Origin of the sequence: Kocuria sp. APC 4018 (assembly GCF_030407675.1) — a bacterium.
GTDB classification, from domain to species: Bacteria; Actinomycetota; Actinomycetes; order Actinomycetales; family Micrococcaceae; genus Kocuria; species Kocuria rhizophila.
This window is the reverse complement of sequence record NZ_JASDCY010000002.1, coordinates 1-22,484: the sequence shown is the minus strand read 5'-3', so window position 1 is coordinate 22,484 and position 22,484 is coordinate 1. Positions and strand designations below refer to the sequence as shown.

The 22,484-nt window shown below is 70.3% G+C and carries 17 protein-coding genes; 5 read left to right on the top strand and 12 right to left on the bottom strand.

Annotated features, from left to right (window positions below; all coding sequences use genetic code 11):
- Positions 1 to 11: 11 nt before the first annotated feature.
- The 5 genes from QL985_RS00585 to QL985_RS00565 all read right to left on the bottom strand — a co-directional run bounded on the left by QL985_RS00585 (position 12) and on the right by QL985_RS00565 (position 6,527).
- Entirely contained in the window at positions 12 to 869 is an 858-nt protein-coding gene (locus QL985_RS00585) for an ABC transporter ATP-binding protein (RefSeq protein WP_224764824.1), read from the bottom strand.
- Between the two features lie 72 nt (positions 870 to 941).
- Entirely contained in the window at positions 942 to 1,814 is an 873-nt protein-coding gene (locus QL985_RS00580) for an ABC transporter permease (RefSeq protein WP_019309407.1), read from the bottom strand.
- 99 nt (positions 1,815 to 1,913) lie between these two features.
- On the bottom strand, positions 1,914 to 3,944 hold the full coding sequence (locus QL985_RS00575) for a glycosyltransferase (protein WP_019309408.1): 2,031 nt from the start codon (positions 3,942 to 3,944) through the stop codon (positions 1,914 to 1,916).
- Entirely contained in the window at positions 3,941 to 5,128 is a 1,188-nt protein-coding gene (glf, locus tag QL985_RS00570; RefSeq protein WP_019309409.1) for a UDP-galactopyranose mutase, read from the bottom strand. Before glf ends, QL985_RS00575 begins: the two co-directional genes overlap by 4 nt.
- 217 nt (positions 5,129 to 5,345) lie before the next feature.
- Entirely contained in the window at positions 5,346 to 6,527 is a 1,182-nt protein-coding gene (locus QL985_RS00565; protein WP_029603138.1) for a glycosyltransferase family 4 protein, read from the bottom strand.
- Between the two features lie 218 nt (positions 6,528 to 6,745).
- Here QL985_RS00565 and QL985_RS00560 point away from each other — a divergent pair, with 218 nt between their 5' ends.
- A complete protein-coding gene (locus QL985_RS00560) occupies positions 6,746 to 11,401 on the top strand; it encodes an FtsK/SpoIIIE domain-containing protein (protein ID WP_259906102.1) in 4,656 nt (1,551 codons plus the stop codon).
- Positions 11,402 to 11,608: 207 nt separating this feature from the next.
- Here the strand turns inward: QL985_RS00560 and QL985_RS00555 are convergent, their stop codons facing one another.
- Positions 11,609 to 12,040 carry a hypothetical protein gene (locus QL985_RS00555; protein WP_019309412.1) on the bottom strand — a complete coding sequence of 144 codons (432 nt, stop codon included), beginning with the start codon at positions 12,038 to 12,040 and terminating at the stop codon, positions 11,609 to 11,611.
- Between the two features lie 303 nt (positions 12,041 to 12,343).
- On the opposite strand from QL985_RS00555, the gene QL985_RS00550 reads away from it, so the two are divergent.
- On the top strand, positions 12,344 to 12,592 hold the full coding sequence (locus QL985_RS00550) for a WhiB family transcriptional regulator (protein WP_019309413.1): 249 nt from the start codon (positions 12,344 to 12,346) through the stop codon (positions 12,590 to 12,592).
- An 84-nt stretch (positions 12,593 to 12,676) separates the two neighbouring features.
- Here QL985_RS00550 and QL985_RS00545 read toward each other — a convergent pair whose 3' ends face one another.
- The 3 genes from QL985_RS00545 to QL985_RS00535 are packed head-to-tail and all read right to left on the bottom strand — an operon-like array spanning position 12,677 to position 16,503.
- Positions 12,677 to 14,260 carry a sensor histidine kinase gene (locus QL985_RS00545; RefSeq protein WP_019309414.1) on the bottom strand — a complete coding sequence of 528 codons (1,584 nt, stop codon included), beginning with the start codon at positions 14,258 to 14,260 and terminating at the stop codon, positions 12,677 to 12,679.
- Positions 14,261 to 14,278: 18 nt separating this feature from the next.
- On the bottom strand, positions 14,279 to 15,835 hold the full coding sequence (locus QL985_RS00540; protein ID WP_259906106.1) for a hypothetical protein: 1,557 nt from the start codon (positions 15,833 to 15,835) through the stop codon (positions 14,279 to 14,281).
- A complete protein-coding gene (locus tag QL985_RS00535; RefSeq protein ID WP_047979000.1) occupies positions 15,832 to 16,503 on the bottom strand; it encodes a hypothetical protein in 672 nt (223 codons plus the stop codon). The genes QL985_RS00540 and QL985_RS00535 overlap by 4 nt, the downstream gene beginning before the upstream one ends.
- Before the next feature lie 226 nt (positions 16,504 to 16,729).
- Between QL985_RS00535 and QL985_RS00530 the strand changes: the two genes are divergently transcribed.
- Positions 16,730 to 16,945, top strand: a complete 216-nt coding sequence (locus tag QL985_RS00530; RefSeq protein WP_019309417.1) for a helix-turn-helix domain-containing protein — start codon at positions 16,730 to 16,732, stop codon at positions 16,943 to 16,945.
- A 5-nt stretch (positions 16,946 to 16,950) separates the two neighbouring features.
- Here the strand turns inward: QL985_RS00530 and QL985_RS00525 are convergent, their stop codons facing one another.
- On the bottom strand, positions 16,951 to 17,517 hold the full coding sequence (locus QL985_RS00525) for a hypothetical protein (RefSeq protein ID WP_039101775.1): 567 nt from the start codon (positions 17,515 to 17,517) through the stop codon (positions 16,951 to 16,953).
- 269 nt (positions 17,518 to 17,786) lie between these two features.
- Here QL985_RS00525 and QL985_RS00520 point away from each other — a divergent pair, with 269 nt between their 5' ends.
- Together QL985_RS00520 and QL985_RS00515 are read left to right on the top strand one after the other, a co-directional pair.
- On the top strand, positions 17,787 to 18,635 hold the full coding sequence (locus QL985_RS00520; RefSeq protein WP_135009884.1) for a LysM domain-containing protein: 849 nt from the start codon (positions 17,787 to 17,789) through the stop codon (positions 18,633 to 18,635).
- A 146-nt stretch (positions 18,636 to 18,781) separates the two neighbouring features.
- Positions 18,782 to 19,231, top strand: coding sequence for an Rv3235 family protein (locus tag QL985_RS00515; protein WP_047979002.1), 450 nt, complete (start codon positions 18,782 to 18,784; stop codon positions 19,229 to 19,231).
- A 21-nt stretch (positions 19,232 to 19,252) separates the two neighbouring features.
- On the opposite strand, the gene secA is transcribed toward QL985_RS00515, so the two are convergent.
- Together secA and QL985_RS00505 are read right to left on the bottom strand one after the other, a co-directional pair.
- Entirely contained in the window at positions 19,253 to 22,057 is a 2,805-nt protein-coding gene (gene secA, locus QL985_RS00510; protein ID WP_259906093.1) for a preprotein translocase subunit SecA, read from the bottom strand.
- Positions 22,058 to 22,230: 173 nt separating this feature from the next.
- Positions 22,231 to 22,484, bottom strand: a 254-nt coding sequence (locus QL985_RS00505) for a sigma 54 modulation/S30EA ribosomal C-terminal domain-containing protein (protein WP_290147154.1), incomplete at its 5' end; no start/stop codon positions are given.

Here is a 22,484-nt window from a genome sequence, read left to right as displayed (position 1 = left end):
ACCGGGCCCGCTCAACCCGCCAGGGGGCCGTCCAGATCGGGATCGTACTGGGGCACGAAGTCTTCCCCCCGCTCGGCGGCCTCCCGCGCCTGCCACTCCCGCTTCCGGCGCTTTTCCTCCAACGCCCGTTCCAGTCCTTCGACGTGTTCGCGACGGACGTCTTCCTCTGGTTGATTTCGCATGTGCGCCACGGCTCCGTACACGCTGCCGTCGAAGACCTTGGAACCGTGGTCCATGACAATGCCGCGCTCACAGATGTCCATGACCAGGTTGAGGTCATGGCTGACCACCACGAGTGTCTTGCCCCGGCGCACCAGGTCCTTGATGCGGCCGATGCACTTCTTCTGGAACGGCTCGTCGCCCACCGAGAGGATCTCGTCCACGAGGAACACCTCTGGATCGGTGTGGATGGCCACGGAGAACGCCAGACGCAGGTACATGCCCGAGCTGTAGAACTTCACCTCGGTGTCGATGAACTCAGCGATCTCCGAGAACGCCACGATGTCGTCGAACTTGGCATCGATCTCCTCCTTGGTCATGCCCAGGATGGCGCCGTTGAGGTAGACGTTGTCGCGCCCCGTGAGGTCAGGGTGGAAGCCTGCGCCCACCTCGATGAGCCCGGCGACTTTCTCCCGGGTGAGAATCTCCCCCGAGTCCGGGTTCATCACCCCGGAGATCATCTTGAGGGTCGTGGACTTGCCGGAGCCGTTGAACCCCAGAAGGGCCACGGTCTCGCCGTCGTGAATGTCGAAAGAGACGTCGTTGAGCGCGGTGAATTTCGCGGTCAGGTCCCCCTTGCGCCCTTTCACCAGCCACACGAAGGCCTCCTTCATGGAGCGCGTGTGGCGCAGCACGAATTCCTTGGTCATGTGGCTGACACTGATGGCGAGCTCTGCATCCGCGTGTGCGGGTGTGTGCTGAGTGGATGAACTAGACATGATTCACAGCTCCTGCGCGAAGTTGCCCTCTTGGGAGCGGAACAGCTTGTCCGCGAGGAAGTAGAGGATGAGGCTGGTCACGATGGCCACAGGGGTCCACCCCGTGAGGAGGTGGGGCGGCACGTGCCAGGACTGAGGCGTCTCTGTCGTGGAAAACCAGAATCCGTAGTGGAACAGCTCGACCGCCACGGTCAACGGGTTCAGCATGTACACGTAGTACACCCAGCTCCACAGCTTGTCCTGCACCATGGTCCACATGTAGAGCACGGGCGATGCCCAGGTGGACACCATGATGACCAGGTCCACGATGTTTTCTGCATCCCGGAAGAAAACGTTGAACGTGGCAAAAAGCATGCCAAGCGCCAGCGAGAAGAGCGAGATGATGAGCGTGCCGACGATCACGGCCAGAAGCTGCTTTATCCCTGGGCTCCAGCCCGTGAGCAGGCACGCCAGCAACAGGATGACCAGCTGGGGCACGAAGTGCACGAACGCCACCAGCAAATTGGACACTGGAAACAGTTGGCGAGGCAGATAGATCTTCTTGAGCAGTCCACCGTTCGCCACCACGGAGCGCGAGGCGTTGCCAAAGACTTCCCCGAAGAGGTTCATCACCACAATGCCGGAGAACAGGTACACCGCGAAATTCTCAATACCCCGGTTGAGGTCCAGGAACACTCCCATGGCGATGTAGAACACCAAGAACTGCACACCCGGTTTGAGGTAGGACCACAGCAAACCCAGCACGGTCCCGCGATAGCGGATCTGGATCTCCTTGTCCACGATGAGCTTGAGCAGGAACCTGTTCGCGAACACGTCGCGCAGACCACGATCCTGCCCCGGCGGCCGCAAGTGCGTGGGGGGAGTTTGAGTTTCCATCTGCCGTCCTTTCCTGGCACAGTTCGTCCTCCGCGTAGCCGCTTCGGACGCGCCGACGCCGCACACCCAACTGAGCGTGCGGCGTCGAGCGGGTGCGAATTACTGCTCGGAGCCATTCTCCGCGAATGTCCGGGCCCACGCCTCCACCGACGTGATCTCCGGGAGAGCAGCGCGGTACTGCTCGCTCAGGGAGTCCCAGCGCGAGAGCAGCTCGGCGTGAAGCTTCACACTTTCGGCCATGAGCTCCCGGACCTGCGCGGGATCACGGCGGTACCAGGATGCTCCTGTGCCGTCTGCGTTGGAGACCACGGCAGAGTCCAGCGTCGCCAGGTACGACCAGTGCCCATCCATGTGCGCCACGCTGGCCTCGGGGTACTCCTTGGCCATGCTGCGCACCGGACGCAAGGTCTGCTTGAGCACGGTGCGGACGGCCCACGGGATCAGCTGTGCCTTGGTCGGGGACTTCGGCGCCTCCATGGTCTTCGGCGGCTTGGCCCGCCGTACAGGCGGCAGTTCAGAGGGGTCCTGGACCACACGAGCATCCGAGTACTCGTCCTTCATGGCGCGAATCTGGGGCATGCGGGTGGGCAGCATCTCGTGGAGCCGGTCGGGGCCGTCCAGTACGTCCTGGATGGCGAGCAGCACGGATTTCGCCGGGTAGTACTGCATGGAGACGACGTGCTTGGTGTCCGTCGTGAGAGACTCCCGCAGCATGCGACCACCCTTGGCGAACGGCGAGTGCAGCAGGGCGGCGATCAGCCGGTTGCGCTCGTGGAAGTAGGCCTGCCAGTCCACGGCGTCGTCCTTGTCCGCCCAGGAGACGTGCCACACCGCAGCGCCCGGCAGAGAAATCGTGGGATGGCCGGCTGCCTTGGCTCGCAACGAGTACTCGGAGTCATCCCACTTGATGAACACCGGCAGGGACAGCCCGATCTCCTCGAGGATCACGCGCGGGATGAGGCACATCCACCAGCCGTTGTAGTCCGCGTCCCAACGGCGGTGCAGTTTGGGGCGGGAACGCAGACCCCGTTCCGCGAAGTCCACGGCCCCCAGACCCTCAACCGGGCCCCAGAGGAAGCGGTAAGGATTCACGACCTCGGCGTACGCGTTGAGCAGCGGCTTGTTGTACATGTCGAACATGTGCCCGCCCACGATCGACGGGGTGTGGCACATGTCCGCGAATGCGGCCGCCCGCAGGACACCTTCGGACTCCAAAAGGATGTCGTCGTCCAGGATGAGAACATAGTCTGACTTCTCGACTCCTTGCGGAGTCTGTCGGCCTTCCACGACCTCGAACATGTTGCGCGCGAACCCGCCCGAACCACCCATGTTGCCCTGGCGGATCATGCGCAGCTTTCCGCGCATGGCCTTCTGCGCCTCCGGGAAGTCCTGCTCGTCCTGGACCAGCTTGTTGCCCTGGTCCACGATGATCAGCTCGTCCAGGACCTCGTCCAGCCCGTCCGCCTGTGCAATGGTCTTGATCGTGTTCACGCAGTAGTCGGGACGGTTGAACGTGGTCACGCCCAGCGTCACACGACCCACGGGACGGCCGTGGGAAGGCACGAGCCAGGACGCCGAGTCCAGGACCATGCCCTCCTCGTCGGAAATCAAGTCGAACCAGTACCAGCCACCGTCGCCGAACGGTGCGAGGGTGAGTTCGAACTCGCACGTGGTGGACCCGTTCACGCGTCGATCCTCCACGCGTTGGGACACCCCACGGGCATTCGAGCGGTAGACGATCAGGGAACCGGCCCCTGAAGTCCGGACCCGCAGTGTGACGGAATCCGCCACGGTCCAGCGCCTCCAGTAGGAAGCGGGAAACGCATTGAAGTACGAGCCGAAGGACACGCGACGTCCCGGCCGGATGCGGACCGAGCGACGGGAAATGATGTCGTCCGGGTGCTGATTGGCAGTGTCTGCGCCCACGGAGGAGGGGCCCTCCACGTTGATGGGGCCGTCAATGTAGAGCGGCAGGGCGTCCAGGTCCTTGTCCGCAGGGAACACAACGCGTGCCACCTCGCGTAGATCCTTGTCTCCGCGGGGTTGCGTGTTGATCTTGGCGAGATATTCCTGGCCTTCGCCGGACGAGGTCTGAGCCTTCTCCGCCTGGTTGGCGCGCTCCATGCTCATGCGTCCACTCCTCCGCTGGTCAGGGGCGCACCCGAGGTGAAGTGCGGTGCGATCTTGTTGTCCACCATGGACAGCGCCGAGCCGATGGCCATGTGCATGTCCAGGTACTTGTAGGTTCCCAGGCGCCCGCCGAAAAGCACGGAGGACTCGCCCTGCGCGAGGTCACGGTAGGCCAGCAGCTTCTCGCGGTCCTCGGAGGTGTTCACCGGGTAGTAGGGCTCGTCGCCCTTCTCCGCGAAACGGGAGAACTCCCGCATGATCACGGTCGCGTCCTTGGTGTAGTCCCGCTCGGGGTGGAAGTGGCGGAACTCGTGGATGCGGGTGTAGGGGACGTCCGCGTCCGGGTAGTTCATCACGGAGGTGCCCTGGAAGTCCTCGATGTCCAGGACCTCCTCCTCCAGATCGATCGTGCGCCACGAGAGGTCGCCCTCGGCGTAGTCGAAGTAGCGGTCCACGGGGCCCGTGTAGATCACGGGGACCTGGCCCACCACGTTGGACTTGGAGAACTCCTGCGAGTCGTCGAAGAAGTCGGTGTCCAGGCGGACGTCGATGTTCGGGTGGTCCGCCATGCGCTCGAGCCACGCGGTGTACCCGTCCACGGGCAGGCCCTCGTGGGTGTCGTTGAAGTAGCGGTTGTCGTACGTGTAGCGCACGGGCAGCCGGGAGATGATCGACGCGGGCAGGTCCTTGGGGTCCGTCTGCCACTGCTTGCCGGTGTAGTGCTTGATGAACGCCTCGTAGAGGGGGCGCCCGATCAGCTGGATGCCCTTGTCGTTGAGGTTCTGCGGATCGGTGCCCGCCAGCTCACCGGCCTGCTCGCGGATCAGCTCGCGGGCCTCGCCGGGCGAGTACGCGGCACGGAAGAACTGGTTGATCGTGCCCAGGTTGATGGGCATGGGGTACACCTCGCCCTGGTGGCGGGTGTACACGCGGTGCACGTAGTTGGTGAACTGGGTGAACCGGTTCACGTACTCCCACACGCGCTCGTTGGAGGTGTGGAACAGGTGCGCGCCGTAGCGGTGCACCTCGATCCCGGTTCGCTCCTCGTTCTCGCTGTAGGCGTTGCCGCCCAGGTGGGGCCGCCGGTCGATCATGGTGACCTTCAAACCCAATTCGCGTGCCGCTCGTTCTGCCACGGTCAAACCGAACAGTCCCGAGCCCACGACCACCAGATCAGTGTTCATGTGTCCCTCCTAGGGTTCTCCGTGATCCATGCACGGACATCGTCCTGCCTAAAAATACCGGACGCCGCTGGCTCCACCCCGTGTGACGCGCACTGCGCGCCAGCGTGGGAAGCATCACGGCCGTCGGACGGCCCCGGTCCGGGGAGCACCCAGCCCTGACCCTGGACCACCGGCCCCAACCTCGACTGCCCCGCGAGAGTCTGCCGCGCGGGAGGTCTCAGTGAGCAGAGCGTTCGAATCCGCTGAGCACCCATGCCGCAGCGGCACGCCCGGAGGCCGCGAGAGATGCGTGCTGGCGGGCCCACTCGCTGACACGGTCGCTCGTCGTCCGACGGTCCTCGCTGCGGGCCGCGGCGAGCGCGTCCTCCATGGCTCGGGCAACGGCCTCCGGTGTGAAGTCCACAGGCGTCCCGAGCTGGTGGTCGCGCACCATCTCGGCGGCGGCACCCACGCCCGCGTAGATGGACGGCGCACCGCACGCTGCCGCGGCGTAGAGCTTGGTGGGCTTGGAGAAGTCGTAGCCCTTGTACGGAATCACGGAGGCTAGAGATGCCACGGAACCGCGCAGGAACGATGCTGTGCGTGCCGGGCTCTGCACGCCGTGGAACACCACGTTCTGCGGGGTCAGGCGCGCGGCGACCTCCTGGACCCGGTTCAGGTCGGGTCCGCGTCCCAGCACGTGCAGTGTCACTTCCGGGTGACGGGGCAGAATCTGGGCAAGGGCCTCGACGAACACGTCCACGCCCTGCCACTCCGAGATCGAGCCCGTGTACACGAAGTACGGCGCAGGCTCGTCTGCCGCCGGGCCGTCGGGCGTGAAGGTGTCGGTGTCGATGCCGTTCTCCGCCACGAACATCCTGCTCCACGGAGTTCCGGTCACACGATGCAGTTCTTCGCCCATGGACTCCGACACGGTGATCACTCCCCCGGCACGGCGGGACGCGATGGTCTCCGCCGCTCGCATCAGCTGTGTGACGACACCGGGGACATCCATGTTGACCGTCGCCGAGGTCCACACGTCCGGGTTGTACCAGATGTAGGGACGACGCCTCAGGGCGCTCGAGAGCCACACGGCGAGTCCCGTGGTGGGCGGCGGCTCGCTGACCACGATGTCCGCGTCCATGACGAGAAGGCGTGCGAACGCCTGGACGTCGAAGCTCAGGTACTGCACCACGCCCCGCACATAGTCCTCGCTGTTGCGAAGCACGGGAACACGCACGATGTCGTACGGCTCCTTCACCGAGTCCGCGTCCATGGCCTTGGGTGGACGCGTGGTGAGGACGGTGACCTGTGCCCCTTCTGCGGCGAAGCCGCGTGCGAGCGCCGCCAGACGAAATGACGCGGCGGCTGGTTCGGGCAGGAAAATGCGACTGACGATCACGACCTTGCGGGGTTTCATGTCCCACACTGTCTCACGAACGTGCCACGGAGGCTCGCTCGTGCGAGATCCGCGGAGGTGGGGCCGTTCCGTCGCGGGGGGAGCTCCCGCGGGGGCACCGGGGCCGCGCACGGCAATCCCCCTGCACCACCTCCCCTCAATGGGCCTTGGACAGCCGACATCCCACGCCACCCGCCCGACGTCCTCCTGGGCCCTGACCCGCACGGTGTACTGCCGCCATGCACCTGACTCTGCACATCGTCTGGAGCGGGACGCGCACCACCCACACCGCGACCGTCACCGCCGCCCCCGCCAGCGACGGCGCGCAGCTGGCTGCCGAGCTTGCCCGGCTGGTCGGCACCGAGCACCGCGCCACGGTTGAGGGCCGCGACCTGGCCCGGCTGACGGTCGGGGCCACCCCGCTGGTGGACGGCGCCACGGTCGTGCTGCTTCCCGTGACGGACGACCGGGATACCGCCGCCACCGGGCGGCCGGAGGGAGTCGCACGGTGGCACGGACCTCTGTCCACGGTGTCGCCCGGTGCCTCGGACACGGCCACCACGACGCCGGGTGGCGGCGAAAACACGACCACGGTCGAGGTCGTCGAGGGCACCGGGGCGGGCACCCGCTTCTTCCTGACCAGGGGCCGCTGCGACATCGTCCTCCAGGACGACGGGCCGGTCCTGCTGCCCCCGGGCAGCCGCGCCACCTCCGGAGCCGATCTCTCCCTGCTGCTCGACGGCACCGGTCTCAGTGTTCTTCCCACCGGGACCCGCCTCGATTCCGGGGACCGGGTGCGGCTGCGCCGCGGTGGTCGTCTCAGCTGGCTCCGGGTGGAACTGCCCGGAGCGCCGGGGAGCTCGCCGTCCTGGCCCGGGGAGCAGCAACTGCCCCCGGGCATCACCGCGCGGGAGGCGGATCCAGCCCGTCCTCTGACCGTGGACGCCCCGTCCCGCCGCCGTGCCAGGCTCACCATGATCACGGGTGCGCTGCCCCTGCTCGCGGGGATCGGCATTGCGGTGGTCACCCACTGGTGGTTCTTCCTGGTGTTCAGCGCGCTCGGGGCCGTCACGACCGTCGTGGGATGGGTGGGCGAACGGGGCGTTCGCAGGGACACGGGGAACCGGCTGCGGGCCGCACTGGACCGCGATCTCCGCCGGTGCGCGCACGCCGCGCCCTCGGCCGCCGAGGTCCTCCACCGCTGCCGCGCGCTCGCTCCAGACCGTCGTTCCTCGCCAGCAGCCCCCACCGGCTCCGTCACGGGAGGCGCGTTCGCGCCTCGAAGGGCGCCAGGACCCGTGGTGCCCGGCGCCGCCACGGGGGCGGGACACCCGGTGAGCAGTCGTCCGATAGGAGAGCCGGACCGGGCGGCCGCGGCACGCTGGGTCCGCCTGGGTCACGGGGCGCGGGCCGGCAACGTGTCCCGGGCGCAGGGTGTACGCGTGCGGGAGGTGTGGCACCCCAGCGCACCCGTGATCGTGGACCTCGCGGCGCTCCCGTCACTCACCCTCGCCCTGGAGCACCCACGGGCCGTGGGGGTGCTCAACGCCCTGGCGGTCCAGCTGTTCACCGGCCCCGGTGCGTTGGGCCGCCTCGTCGTGTCCCCGGGCCTCGGCTGGCAGGCCCCTCTACGAGCGGAGACTCCTGCCGAGTCGGATTCCCCGCCGCAGGACGACCCACCGGGCACCGCAGGCCTGGAGGTGCTCACGGCGGACGACGCCCGCACGCGCCCGCAGCACCCCGATCTGCTGCGCGTGGTCGTGGCCCGCGCGAGCGCGCACGACGACGGGGAAGCCGTCCTCGCCGGAGCAGGTGCGCAGCTGCGCCTCACCACCCGCAGGTGCGACGCCGTGCCGGGGCTGTCCGGGGAGGACCAGCGGTTCAGCATCGATCTCGTCCCGGACACGGTGGGCTGCGAGCAGGCCGCCCGCGCGGTGGCCGCCTGGAGTCGCGTGTCGAGCGCGGGGGCCGGAACGGCTGGCGGCCGGTTGCCCCGCCGTCTCGGATCGCACGAGCTCCTGGCTCTCACGAACGACGACGCCGCCGCCCTCCCTGCGCCGCACGGCTCGGAGTTGCACAGCCCGGCGTCGCACAGCCCGGGCGCGCACCGTGGCGCGCACGCACACCCCCTGGGCGCGGACGAGTCGCACGACGCTGTCTCCGCGAACACCTCGTGCACGAGGGCGGGGCGCTCGCTGGCGGCGGCACGCCCGGCGAACGTGCTGGGAACCGCTTTCGGTGTGTCCAGAGCGGGGGTCGAGCGCATCCAGCTGAGCGATGAGCACCCCCACATGCTGATCGCCGGAACCACGGGATGCGGAAAGTCCGAGGTGCTGCGCACGATCGTGGTCGGCCTCGCCGCGCAGTGCCCACCGCACCGGTTGGAGTTCGTCTTCATCGACTTCAAGGGCGGCGCCGCCCTGGCACCCCTCACCGGGCTGCCCCACCTCACCACACTGCTCACGGACCTGGGTGCGGACGAGATCCGGCGGGCGCTCGTGTTCCTGCGCTCCGAGCTGCGACGCCGCGAGCTGGTCCTCGCAGCGCACGGGCTGCGGGACATGGCCGAGGTGCTGGGGCGGGGCGCCGACACCCCGGCGATCCGGGAGCTGGTCGTGGTGGTGGACGAGGCCAAGATGCTGACGGATGCGTTTCCGGAAGCGGCACAGGAACTCGCGGTCGTCGCGACCGTGGGACGGTCCCTGGGGGTCCACCTGGTGCTGGCCACGCAGCGACCCCAGGGTGCCCTGCCCGCGGACGTCCGCGCCAACGTCACCCAGGCGCTCTGCCTGCGCGTGCGCACGGAGCAGGAGTCCGTCGACGTCATCGGGGGCACCCAGGCGGCCCGCATCCCGTCCGGGCTGCCCGGCCGGGGATACCTCGACCGCGGAGACGGACCCGCTGTCGAGGTGCAGGCAGCCGTGCTGACTCGAATGCGGCCACCCGCTCCCCAACCCCCTGTGATCACGTTCACGGCCTCGGCGCCCGACCACGGGCCGCCGCAGGTGGCTCAGCCTGCGAGTCCTGCAGCCTCCGGGCCGGCTCCGGATGTGGCGGCAGCAGTGCGTGACGTGGCCGATTCCTGGGCCTCGGCGAGCGCGGACGGGGCACTGGCGCACCTGCCCGACGATCCGCAGGGTGCTCCAGGCGGCAGCCGCGCGGTGCCACCGACCCTGCCCGCGACCGCGAACGCGCTCCCCAGCGGCGTCGGTGACGCCGTGGACCTGGGTCCGGCGGAGGACCCCGCGGAGCACTGGAGCGGGCGCGCCGCGTGGCGGCCGTGGGAGGACGGGGCCCTCGCGCTCATCGGCCGTCCTGCCGCCGTGCACGGCTGGTTCTCGGCTCTGCTCCGGCGCTGCGCCGCGCTCGCTCTGCCCGGCGCCTCCGCTGCGCACCCCGTGGCGCTGTACGTCATCACGGCGTCGGATCAGGCGCTGTACGGGGTGGCCAGCGCGGAGGGCGTGGCCGCGCACCCGGCGCTGCGGGGATGGGCACGAGCGGACGAGCCGGGTGACGTGGCGCACCTGCTCGAGATGCTCCGCGCCGGGCTGGGCGGGCAGCACGGATGCGTCCCGGGCACCCGGCCCCGCGCCGTGCTGGCCGTGGAGGACTGGGACCGCTGCTGCCAGCACTTCCGGGCGGGGTCCTGGGCGCATCTGGAGGACGACGTCCTCGCCCTCGTCTCCACCGGCACGGCCCGAGGGCTCTCCGCACTGGTCACCGGCGACCGGGCCCTCGCGGCGGGCAGGGCCTCCCACGTCGGCCCCAACCGGCTGCACCTGCCGGAGGGGCAGAGTCCGGATGCGCTGCTGCACTGGCCGCGCCTGCCGCCGTTCTCGGCGCGTCCGGGACGCGCCGCACTGAGCGGGCCGGTCGCGGACCGGTGTGCGCCGGGGTCCGCTGCTCCCCGCGCGGAGCGGATGGCCGTGGTGCAGCTTGCCGGTGGCGACGACGCCGCATCGGCCGGTCCCGCACGACGACCGGATCCGCGCCCGACGACGACCGCGGCGTCGGACCCCGCCCTGGCGGTCGAGCCACCTGGCGCTTCCCACCCGTGGCCGGCCGCGTTCCCGCTGCCGAGCTCGTGGACCCCTCCCGTCCCGCGTTCCACGGGTCTCGTGCTGGGCGTCACCCGCGACGGGTCCCCGCGCTGCCATCCGTGGGGCCCGGGGTCCACGCTCGTCGTCGCGGGCCCGGCGCGCAGCGGACGCAGCAGCTTCCTGGCCGCCGCCCACGCGCACCTGGACCCGGACACCGCGGACGCCGGGGCCGCGCACCACCGACCGAGCACGTTGCGCCACGACGTGCTGCGCCCGGTGCTGCACAGCGCGGAGGACGTCCATGCCCTGCTGCGTCGCCTGGAGGGGGTGCGGGGCCCGACCACCGTGGTCCTGGACGACGCCGACCGCCTGGCACCCGACGTCGTGCGGGCGCTCGCGGCGGCATGGACAGGGAGACCCGACACTGGCTCCGCGTCCCGAAAGGCTCACCCGGCACCGTCGAGACCCACGGCAACGGCTCCCCGTGCGGAGGCATCCGGTTCCGGCGGATCCGCACGAAGTTCCCGCGCGGCGGAGGCTGACGGGGACGGCCTCCCGCTCCACGGTGCGGACTCCGCGCCCCCTCCCGCCGAGGAGGCCTGGCTGCTTCCGGGTGTGCGGCTGATCGTGGGCATCCAGCTCACGGACTCCCCCGCGACCACGTTCCCACCGCTGCTGACGTGGCGGCACAACGCAGACGCCCTGGTCCTGAGACCCCGCCGCAGCTTTGACGGGGACACGTTCGGGGCCTCCTTCACCGGACAGTCCTTGGGTGGGCCGCCGGGACGGGGGTTCTGGGTGCACCGGGGCACCGTGACCCCCCTGCAGTGCCCCCTGCCGCCAACCGGTTCTTGAGTGAGGGGGCGCACCTCCGACTCTTCCCGGTGACGACGCGGGCCGGACGAACGTCGTGGCGTGCCACCACGTCGTGCCCGGCGGACCTGGGGCGGTGACTCACCAGCGCCATCCGGCAGCTGGGGCGGCACCCAGCCCCGGACAGCCCGGTGGGCAGGCACCGACAATCGCGGACGGGGGATGCGACCCTGGCCGCGCACCGGGATCTCAGCGGGCGGCGTCGTCCCGGGTGCGGTGCATGAACGCGACGGTGGGCGGGGCGAACAGGCACAGGATCGTGACCACGGCCACCACCGCGAGCGCGATGCCCCACCCGCCCAGTGCCACCTGCAGCAAGGACAGCCCCACGACGAGCAGGAATGCCTGGGAGACCAGGACGGCCGCGCGCGGCCAGCGCAGACCGCCGAGCACCCCGCGTGCCGCCGCGGCGAGCCACAATGCTCCACCCACCAGGACCACGGACGCGAAGACGATGCCGGCAACCGGCAGGACGTGGCCCGTGAAGAGCGACACGACGAGACCCACCGCCATCACGAGCAGCGCGAGCGACTCCAGCGCCACCAGCACGGCGATGACCGTCGCGGTCCAGGGTCGGGGGCCGGGTGCCTGTGTGGTGGAGCGGGACACCGGGGGGTTCATGGCGGGCCTTTCGGAAGGGGAGCTGGACACGTCCACTGTAGTGAGAGCACCCCCACCGGTGCCCCGGCATGCCCCGGGCAGCCACGGAACCGGGCGGATACGGGCCCCGGGTGTGATGTAGCGCTCAGACTCTTGTTTACGCTGTGTTTACGTGGGAAAGTAGTGACAGATCCCCAAAGGCCCGATCTCACGGGCCTTTTCTGTGTCATGGCCAGGTTCCCCCACGCGGCTGGTCGCCGCGCTCCCCCCGGGTTCCCGCGGACCGGCACACCACGAATTCCTGAAAGGAGCGGTGTCATCGTCATGGACTGGCGTAGTCGCGCAGCTTGCCTGGAGAAAGACCCCGAACTGTTCTTCCCCGTGGGAAACACGGGCCCTGCCCTCCTGCAGATCGAGGAGGCCAAGGCCGTGTGCCGCACCTGCGAGGTCATGGACACGTGCCTGCAGTGGGCCCTGGAGTCCGGTCAGGACGCCGGTGTGTGGGGCGGGATGAGCGAGGACGAGCGCCGGGCGCTCAAGCGCCGCGCCGCCCGCGCCCGTCGCGCTTCCTGAGGTCCGCACGCACGTCCAACGGCCCGTGATCCGCCACCCGGTGGAACACGGGCCGTTCGCGTATCCGGCCGCAGGTGGGCCCCGTCATCTCCGCCCGGACGCTGGCTGGCGGAACCGGGCCGTGATGACCACACTCGTTCCGCCCTGCTCCGCGGACTGCCACCGGATGCTGCCGCGCAGCTCACTGGCCACGAGGGTCCGCACGATCTGCATGCCCAGCCCCTCGCCCTCGGCAGGGGGACGATAGGCGCTCACGCCGGACTCCTCGATGACGGTGGCCCCCATTCCGCTGCCGTCGTCCTCGATGGCGATATCCAGCACGCGATCGGTCTCCCCCGTCTCCGTGGTCTCGTCCTCGAGGTGGCGCACGGACAGCGCCACGGTGCCGTCCCGGTCCCTGAGCCCGTGCTCCACGGCGTTGGCCACGAGTTCGTTGACCACGAGGGCCACGGACGTCGCGCTCTTCGAGGGCAGGCGGCCGAACGAGCCGTGGACCTCCGTGCGCACGCGCTGGCCCGCGGAGGCCGTCTCCACCGCGAGCTTCACCTGGTGGCGCATGAGCTCGTCGAAGTCCACGTCCTCGGAGATCTCGTGGGAGAGGGATTCGTGCACCCGGGCGATCGAACTGACCCGGCGCATCGCCTGCTGGAGCCCGTTGCGTCCCTCCTCCGAGTGCATGCGGCGCGACTGCAGCCGCAGCAGTGCTGAGACCGTCTGCAGGTTGTTCTTCACCCGGTGGTGGATCTCACGGATGGTGGCGTCCTTGGACACGAGCTGCAGGTCTCGCCGACGCAGCTCGGTGACGTCCCGGCACAGCAGCAGCGCCCCCGTGCGCTCCGAGCCCTGGCGCAGGGGGATGGCACGCAGGGTCGCCGAGGCCTTGACCCCCGAGAGCTCTGCCCGCCACGGCATGGTGCCCGCCAGCACGGGCGCCAGGGTCTCGTCCACCCCGGGGGCCGTGAGCGGGAGCTGACGAGCGACCCCCAGCAGGTTCTGCCCGGTGAGGTCTCCGCGAAAGCCCAGGCGCCGGAACGTGGAGAGACCGTTGGGTGAGCAGAACTCCACCACTCCGGAGGCGTTCAGCCGCAGCATGCCGTCCCCCACGCGCGGGGCTCCCCTGCGGGAGTCGCTGCGCACCGCGAAGTCCGGCCACGTCCCCTGGTTCGCCATGCGCAGCAGGTCGGCGGCCGATTCCCGGTAGACCAGCTCCATGCGGGAGGGCAGCCGTTCACGCTGCGGATCCGTGGTCAGGCTGACCACGGCGATCGTCCGCTTGTTGCGCACCAGTGGGACCAGCGTGACGGAGCGGGAAGCGAGGTTCGACCACTCCGAGGGCCCGGTGCGCTCGATCCGCCGGTCGATCCACGCCCGGCGCAGGGTGCCCGCCGCCGGCCCGTCCACGAGCTCCCCGACCAGGTCCTTCTGGTAGGCGGTGGGTCCCGTGGTCGGTCGGGCGTGGGCGAGCACCAGGAAGTCCGTGCCCTCCTTGGGGATCGGCTGGCCCGTGGGGCTCTGAGCGGCGGCCACCACCTCCTGGGGGAAGCAGAGCAGCAGATCCCCGAAGCCCAGGTCCGCGACGAGCTGCCAGTCCCCCACGAGCAGGTGGAGCCACTCGGCGTCACCGGCGTCGAAGTCCGCCACGCAGCGCAGCGGATCGGTGAATGCCATGTGCGGCCGCCTCTTCTCTCAGTCCCGGCGCAACCACGCGCCCATCCGACGCCCCAGCCTAGTGCCCGTCCCACCGGAGGTCGCCGCGCCCGATGACGCGGCGGACACGGTCTCGCCCCGGCGCACCGCGAGCGCGAGCGCGGTGATCTCCTGGCGCAGTGCACTGCGGGGCGCCGTCTCGGCGAGCACGGCTCCCGCAAGCAGGGCGGCGTCGCACACCGCGGGGTCCCACGGCAGCGTGTGGGCGATCGGGTGCCCCGGGGAGAAGCGCTCCCACGCCTCGGTCACGGCGGCGCGGGCGGCGCGCCCGGTGGCCGCGGGACGCAGCTTGTTCATCACCACCAGCACCGCCGCCTCGGGTGCCGCATCCTCGAGGTCCGGGAGGGCCTTCACCAGGCGGGGGACCCCGAGGGCGTCGGCCGCGCCCAGGGCGAGAACCGTGTCCGCCGCCGCCACGGCACTCAGCGCCCCGGCATTGCGGCGCGGAGCCAGGAAGTCGGTGCTGATCTCCTCGTCCGCCTCCAGCGGGGAGGAGACGTCCACGACCACGAGGTCCCAGACCTGGCGGGCGCGTTCGAGCACGAGCTCGAGCGCCGACGCCCTCAGCTCGGGCCACCGGTCATGGCGCGTGAGACCGCTCAGCACCGCCACGGATCCGCCGGCCACGGAGACCGGGGTGGCGCAGCGGCGCAGGGCGTCGGCGTCGAGCCTCCCCTGGTCCGCGAGCCGGCAGGCCTGTGCGAGCCCCGCGGCCTCGTCGAGCATGCCCAGACTCGCGGCCACCGACGCCGCGTAGGTGTCCGCGTCGACCAGCAGCACGCGCGCGCCGTGCAGGGCCGCCTCGGCCGCGAGGTTGATCGCGACCACGGTGCGCCCCGGTGCCCCGGCGGGTCCCCACACCACCACGAGCCGGGGTTCCACCCCGTCGTCGCCTGCTCCGGCGTCCACGTCCCCCTCCGGGTGCCACAGCTCGCGCTCCCCGCCGTCCTCGGCGCTCTCCCCGACGCCGTCACCGGCGGTGGGTGGCACTGGACCGGTCCCGTGATCGGCCTCCTCGGTGTGGCCCCGGGACCCCCGGGCGCGGGCGACGTCGCCCTGCCGCCCTTCCCCGCTCCGCGCGTCCTCCCCGTCCGGCCCTGCGGCCCGGGACCCGTCCACGGCACCGGGGTGCCTCGGCGGCTCCGAGCCGGGCGCGCCCGCGTCCTCCCGGGGCTCGCCCCGACCGTGGGATCGGGGTGGATCCTGCATGGCCCCGAGGATCCGTTCCGACAGCTCAGACCCCGTGACCGCCGCCGCCACGGACCCCACTCCGAGCTGGGACAGTCGCAGATCGTCGTGGCCCTCCACCACCAGCACCCGCAGGCCACTGCTCGCGAGCTGGTCGAGCAGCGACGCCGTGAGGTCCTCGCCGCCCTCCGCCACGAGCGCCAGCTGCGCCATGCCCGTGTGCGCGCACGCGAGCAGCTCTGAGAGCTCGAGGCAGCGCCGCACCACGGTCACCTCCCCGTGCAGCCGCTCGAGCCGCTCCACCAGCTCCCACGTGCCGGACCCGAGGGTCACCACGGAGATGCTCACGAGCCGCTCCCCGCAGTGTTGGGCACCAGGGTCACCTTCGCGTCGTTGCCGAGGGCGTCCACGAGCGGTGCCACCTGCGACGGGGTGACGAGCACGTGAACGGTGACGCCCCCGGAGCCGCCCAGCGCGGTGTCGGTCGTGTCGACGCGTGCGATCTCCGCGGCCGTGACGAGCTTCTTCGGCTCCACGTACCCGCGTCCACTGGGCTTGGGCTTGGCCACCCAGACGTCCACGTGCGCCCCCGGGTCGGCCTGGGATGGCAGGGGGGTCTGCAGGGCAATGCCCACGGAGGTCCGGTCCAGGTGGTCGGCCGTGCCGATGGACGCGGCGGGGACCAGCTGCCCCCGCGGCACCCGCTGGGTGACCACCGCGTCCTCGTGCAACGGCTGCACCCCCGGGATGTACTGGGAGGAGGTCTCCTGCAGGTGCGCGTCCACGGTGGTGAGATCCTCGGCAGTGACCCGCTGCCCCACGGCAAGGTCGGTCGCGGCGGCGTAGTAGGGCTCGTTGCGGTTGGCGGCGGCCACCAGGAGGATCACCCCCAGCACGGAGAGCAGCACCAGCAGCAGTCCGACCAGAAGCCGGGGGTCCCGCCACGACGGCTTGCGGAAACGGACGGCCGACGCACTCGAGTGCCCTGACCGCTCCGGTGTTGGCTGACGTCCCATGCTCCGTGTCCTTCCCCCGTGACCGGCTCCTGCCGGTTACCCACGAGTGTGCCGCGCGGGGGCGCTGGGCAGTAGCGTGACGCGCGTCATGTGGACACAGGAGGCCACGGCTCCATTCCCCGCTCCCCATGTTGACAAGCAGCTCCTGCTCTCATCTCGTGGGACACTTAGAGCGGAAACCGACCCGTTTCGCACCATCTCACTCCAAAGGACGTGAAGCACGACCATGTCGCAACAACGATTCCTCACTCTCGCGGACGTGGCCGAGATCCTGTGCATCTCCGTGCCGCAGGCCAGGGCCATGGTGCGATCCGGAGAGCTGCCCGCCATCCAGGTGGGCGGTCGCGGCCAGTGGCGCGTGGAGAAGGCCAAGCTGGAGGAGTACATCCAGCAGGGGTACGAGCGCACCCAGCACGCCGTCCGTGAGGGCACCCTGCAGTGAAGACCTCAGCCCGGGTCCACTGACGAGACCAGCGCCACGGCCTGGAACGGGACGGTCCGCACACCCGTGACCGCCGCCCGCCGGCGGAACTGGTCCTCGGGGTGCACCGCCAGGTCGAAGAAGTCCTGACCCACCGCGTCCACCGTGCCCTCTAGGTCGCCCTGCCCGCCCCGCTCCCGCAGGGCCACCCGCACGTGCACGCGAGCGGTGCTCAGGGCCCGCAGCACGTGACCCATGCCGAGCCGGCGGACGGTGGACCGCTCCGGGAGCACCTCGAACCGTCGCGGCAGCCCTTCCCACCACACCACCGAGTGCAGCGGCACCAGGTGCTGCTGGTGGCGTTCGCGCACCACGGCCCAGCCCGCGCCGACGTCCACGAGCTCGCCCTCGAGCGTCTCCCCGTGGGCCGGGCGCAGCCGCACCGTGGACTCGCGGTGCGCGGCCAGGCGCTCCAGCAGACTGAGCCTGGCCAGCTCGGCGCGCGCCGTCTCCACGGCCTCCTGCTCCACCTGACTCATCCGGGCCCGTTCCAGCTGCGACTCCATATCCTGGAACAGCTCGTCCCACCGCATGCCGATCTCCTTCCCGTAGCCGCCGTGGGCCGTGCCCTTGAGCTCTCGCGAACCGGCGCCACACCGACAGCGCGTCCCCGACGTGCACGGCCGCCCCGGTCCCGAGGCTCCGCCGTCACCGCGCCACACACTACGGGGGCCTGACGTCGCACCACAGCCGCACTCCGGCCGGGTTGCATCCGTATTCATGGGTCATTGACTCGCAGCCACGGGCACCGGATGATCTAGACATGTCAAATGACATCAAACAACACTTTTCGGAGCCAAAAATGGGATCACCCTCTCCCAGCCCCTCCCCGACCTCCCGCCGGTCAGCTGTTCTGTGGTCCGGCGTCCCCGTTCTGGCCACCGTCACGGGTGTGCTGGGGCTGCGCTGGAGCGCGCAGCTGAGCGCCGCCGGGGCCCTCGACGCGCAAGAACTCTCCCTGGCCGTCACCGCAGCAGCGGCCTGCCTCGCGGTGGCGGCCTGGTGGCTCGGTGGTCTGGCCATGGCCGGGGTGGCCCTGGTGGCGCACGTGCTCCGGTGGCGGGGCGCGGAGCGCTGGGCGCGGCGCCTCACTCCCGCGCTCATCGCCCGCACCACCGCCGCCCTCGTGGGAGCCCAGCTGGTCACGGTGGTCCCCGCCCACGCCGCCGACGCCCCCGTGGATCCGTTCTGGGGACCACCGACCACGGGCACGGAGCAGCTCGCGCCGACCGACGACATCGTTCCAGCACCGGGCGACGCCGCGGTGCATCCGTCCGTTCCCCCGGCCCCGCAGCCCGAGTCGGCCACCGCGGCGCCGGGCAGCCCCGGTGCCCGCCCGGAGGCTCCCGGCTCACCCGGGTTTCCGCACTCGCCGCACGCCCCGCGCACGACGACGCACGCTCCCCTGCCGACGCACGCACCCGCACCGGAGCGGGTGGTCGACGGCTCCCTCACCGTGGTCCGAGGCGACACCCTGTGGGACCTCACGGAGCAGCTGCTGGGTGCGCGGGCCACGGACGAGGACGTGTGCCGGCACCTGGGCTCCTGGGCGGAGCTCAACGTCCTGGAAGCGAACGGGGACCTGATCCGACCCGGCCAGCAGCTGCGGGTGCCACCGCAGCTGCTGGGAAGCGCGGGAGTCCCCGGATGACCGCCCACCCCGCGGCCCCGCGGTCCGGGCAACGCCGCCGCGCGCCGCGCCGCTCCGTCCCCGACGCCCGCGAGACTCCTGACCGGCCGCCGGCGCACTCCGACCTCCCGACCGAATGCACTGCCCCACCCACCAAGGAGCCCACCATGAGCATCACCGTTCCCGCACCGACACCCCGCACCTCACCGGGCGGCTACGCGTGGCGGCAGGACCGTTCGGCCGCCGCCCTCACCGGACGCAGCGAGAGCGAGCGCGTGGGCGCGATCGCCCGCAGCATCGGTCAGGCCGCAGTGGAGATCCTGGCCGGAACCCGGCCCGCTTCCCAGTTGTCCCGGTGGACCGAGCCCGACGTGGTCGAGCGGTTCACCCAGCGTGCCGCGATGCTGAAGCTCGTGCAGGAGCAGTGCCCCGAGCGGCGGGACCTGTTCGAGGTGCACCGTGCCGCCCGCGTCCGCCGGGTCCGCGTCTGCAGCCCGGCCCCCGGCTGCTACGAGGCGTCGCTCGTGGTGGAGGAGTCCACCCGTGCTCGCGCCGTGGCGCTGCGCATCGAGCGCTCGGCACGGCAGTGGCGGGTCACCCACCTCGAGGTGGGGTGACCCGCCACTGCGGTACCGGTCTCAGCGGCGCTTGCCGCGCCTGGCCTTGGAGCTGCTCCTCGCCGACTTCCCGCGGCGCTGCGCCCGGTTGGAGACAACCTCCTGGGAGTCCTCCGACACGGCCGCGGACGCAGTCTCGCCCTGCGCCGCCGTGGAGCCCGCGGCGTCCGCGTCGACCTGCGAGTCGACGGTGTCCGAGGAACCGACGCCGGGGGAGCCTTCCCGCTCCACGGCTGCCGTGGGCGTGCCGTCCTCGTCCGGGGCGGTGTACTTCAGGAATGCCGGGCGCTGGGGGGTGCTCAGCTCCACGGCTCCACCGTCCGCTCCCGTGCGCTGCTTGCGGACCTCCAGGTGGAACAGAGTCACCACCGTCTGCTCGCGGATGGCGGCCATGACGTCCTGGAACATCGCATGACCCTCCCGCTGGTACTCCACCAGGGGATCGCGCTGGGCCATGGCCCGCAGCCCGATGCCCTCCTTGAGGTAGTCCATCTCGTAGAGGTGCTCGGGCCAGCGCTGGCCGATGACCGACAGCAGCACCCGGCGCTCCAGGTTGCGCATGGCCTCGGAGCCGAGTTCCTCCTCGCGCTCCTGGTACATCACCCTGCCGTCCGAGAGGATCTGCTCCTGCAGGAACTCGCTGGTCAGGCGCGGGAGCCCGCCCGCCTCCTCGGCGACCTCCTCGGGGGTCAGGGACACGGGGTAGATGGCCCGCAGTGCATCCCAGAGGCCGTCCATGTCCCAGTCCTCGGGGTGGCCCCTGCCGGTGCGCTCCACGATCACGGAGGAGATGACCTCCTCCGTGAACTGCCGGATCTGGTCCTCGATGTCGTCTCCCATGAGGATCCGCCTGCGGTCCTTGTAGACCACCTCACGCTGGCGGTTGAGGACGTCGTCGTACTTCAGCACGTTCTTGCGCTGCTCGGCGTTGCGGCCCTCCACCTGGTTCTGTGCGTTCGCGATCCCGGAGGTGATGAGCCGCCCCGTGACGGGGACGTCATCCGGTGCGATCGCCATGAGCCGCTGGGCGGCACCGGGGTTGAACAGGCGCATGAGGTCGTCGGACAGCGACAGGTAGAACCGGGACTCCCCCGGATCGCCCTGACGCCCCGAGCGCCCGCGCAGCTGGTTGTCGATGCGGCGGGACTCGTGACGCTCCGTGCCCAGGACGTAGAGCCCGCCGGCCTCCAGGACCTCGTCGTGCTCGGTCCGGGTGGCTTCCTCGCAGGCCTCGAGCACCTCGGGCCACCGCGCCTCGTACTCCTCGGCGTCCCGCTCCGGGTCCAGTCCCAGCTCCGCCATCTTCTCCACGGCGTTGAACTCCGCGTTGCCGCCGAGCATGATGTCGGTGCCGCGCCCCGCCATGTTGGTGGCCACGGTGACCGCGCCCTTGCGTCCGGCCTGGGCCACGATCGCGGCCTCCCGGGCGTGGTTCTTGGCGTTGAGCACCTCGTGGCGCACACCGCGCTTGGCGAGCAGCCGGGAGAGGTACTCGGACTTCTCCACCGAGGCCGTGCCCACGAGCACGGGCTGACCCTTCGCGTGGCGCTCCTCGATGTCGCGCACCACGGCCGCGTACTTGGTGGCCTCGTTCTTGTAGACCACGTCCCGCTTGTCCTCGCGCGCGATGCCACGGTGCGGAGGGATGGCCACCACGCCGATCTCGTACGTGTTCATGAACTCTGCGGCCTCGGTCTGGGCGGTGCCCGTCATGCCGGAGAGCTTGTCGTACAGGCGGAAGTAGTTCTGCAGGGTGATGGTTGCCATCGTCTGGTTCTCGGGCTTGATGTCCACGCCCTCCTTGGCCTCGATGGCCTGGTGGACGCCCTCGTTGTAGCGCCGCCCGGCGAGCACGCGACCCGTGTGCTCGTCCACGATCTTCACCTCGCCGCCCGAGACGATGTAGTCCTTGTTGTTGCGGAACAGCTCCTTGGCCTTGATCGCGTTGTTGAGGAATCCGATCAGCGGGGTGTTCTGGGACTCGTACAGGTTGTCGATGCCGAGCCAGTCCTCGACCTTCTCGATGCCCGGTTCGAGCACACCCACCGTGCGCTTCTTCTCGTCCACCTCGTAGTCGGTTTCCGGGGAGAGCGTCTTCACCACGGTCGCGAACTCGCGGTACCAGCGGTTGGCCTCCCCCGAGGCGGGGCCGGAGATGATGAGCGGGGTGCGGGCCTCGTCGATGAGGATGGAGTCCACCTCGTCCACGATCGCGAAGTGGTGGCCCCGCTGGACGAGCTCGTCCTTGGTCCACGCCATGTTGTCGCGCAGGTAGTCGAAGCCGAACTCGTTGTTGGTGCCGTAGGTGATGTCCGCGGCGTACTGCTCGCGGCGCACCGAGGGTTCCTGACCACCCAGGATCACCCCGGTCTCCAGGCCCAGGAAACGGTAGACGCGGCCCATGAGGTTGGCCTGGTACTCGGCCAGGTAGTCGTTGACGGTCACCACGTGCACGCCCTTGCCCGAGAGCGCGTTGAGGTACGCCGGGGCCGTGGCCACCAGGGTCTTGCCCTCACCGGTCTTCATCTCCGCGATGTAGCCGAGGTGCAGTGCCGCACCGCCCATGATCTGCACGTCGAAGTGGCGCTGGCCCAGGGTCCGGGACGCCGCCTCGCGCACAGCGGCGAACGCCTCAGGCAGCAGCCGGTCGAGCGACTCGCCGTCCGCGATGCGCTCCCGGAACGCGTCCGTCTCTGCCCGCAGCTCCGCGTCCGTGAGTTCCTTGAACCCGTCCTCGAGGCTGTTCACGGCGTCCGCGTACGTCCTCAGTCGCTTCAGGACGCGCTTGTCGCCCGTGCGGAGAACCGTTTCCAGGAATGACGCCACGTGTGTTCGCTCCTCAGAGATCTTTGGTGGGCACCGGGCAGAACAGAGGGTGCACCGCCGAACAGTGTACGTGAGGGACTCCGAGCGGTCCCTCACAGTGGGGCGGGCCCCGCGACGTGGTCGCGGGGCCCGCTCGTGACATGGTGCGCGCGTGGGCGCGCGTCAGGGGTGGCTCAGGAATCCGCGGCGGAGGTCTCGGACTGGTAGGCCCGGACCTTCTCCTGCTCGGACCGCCCGTCCTGGCTCAGGCTGATCACACCGTACTCCCAGCCCTTGCGGCGGTAGACGGCGGATGGCTCCTGGGTATCCCTGTCCACGAACAGGAAGAAGTCGTGGCCCACCAGCTCCATCTGGTCCACGGCCTCGTCCACCGTGATCTGGTGGGCGGGGAAGCGCTTGCGGCGGATCTCCACGGGGGTGGGGGTGT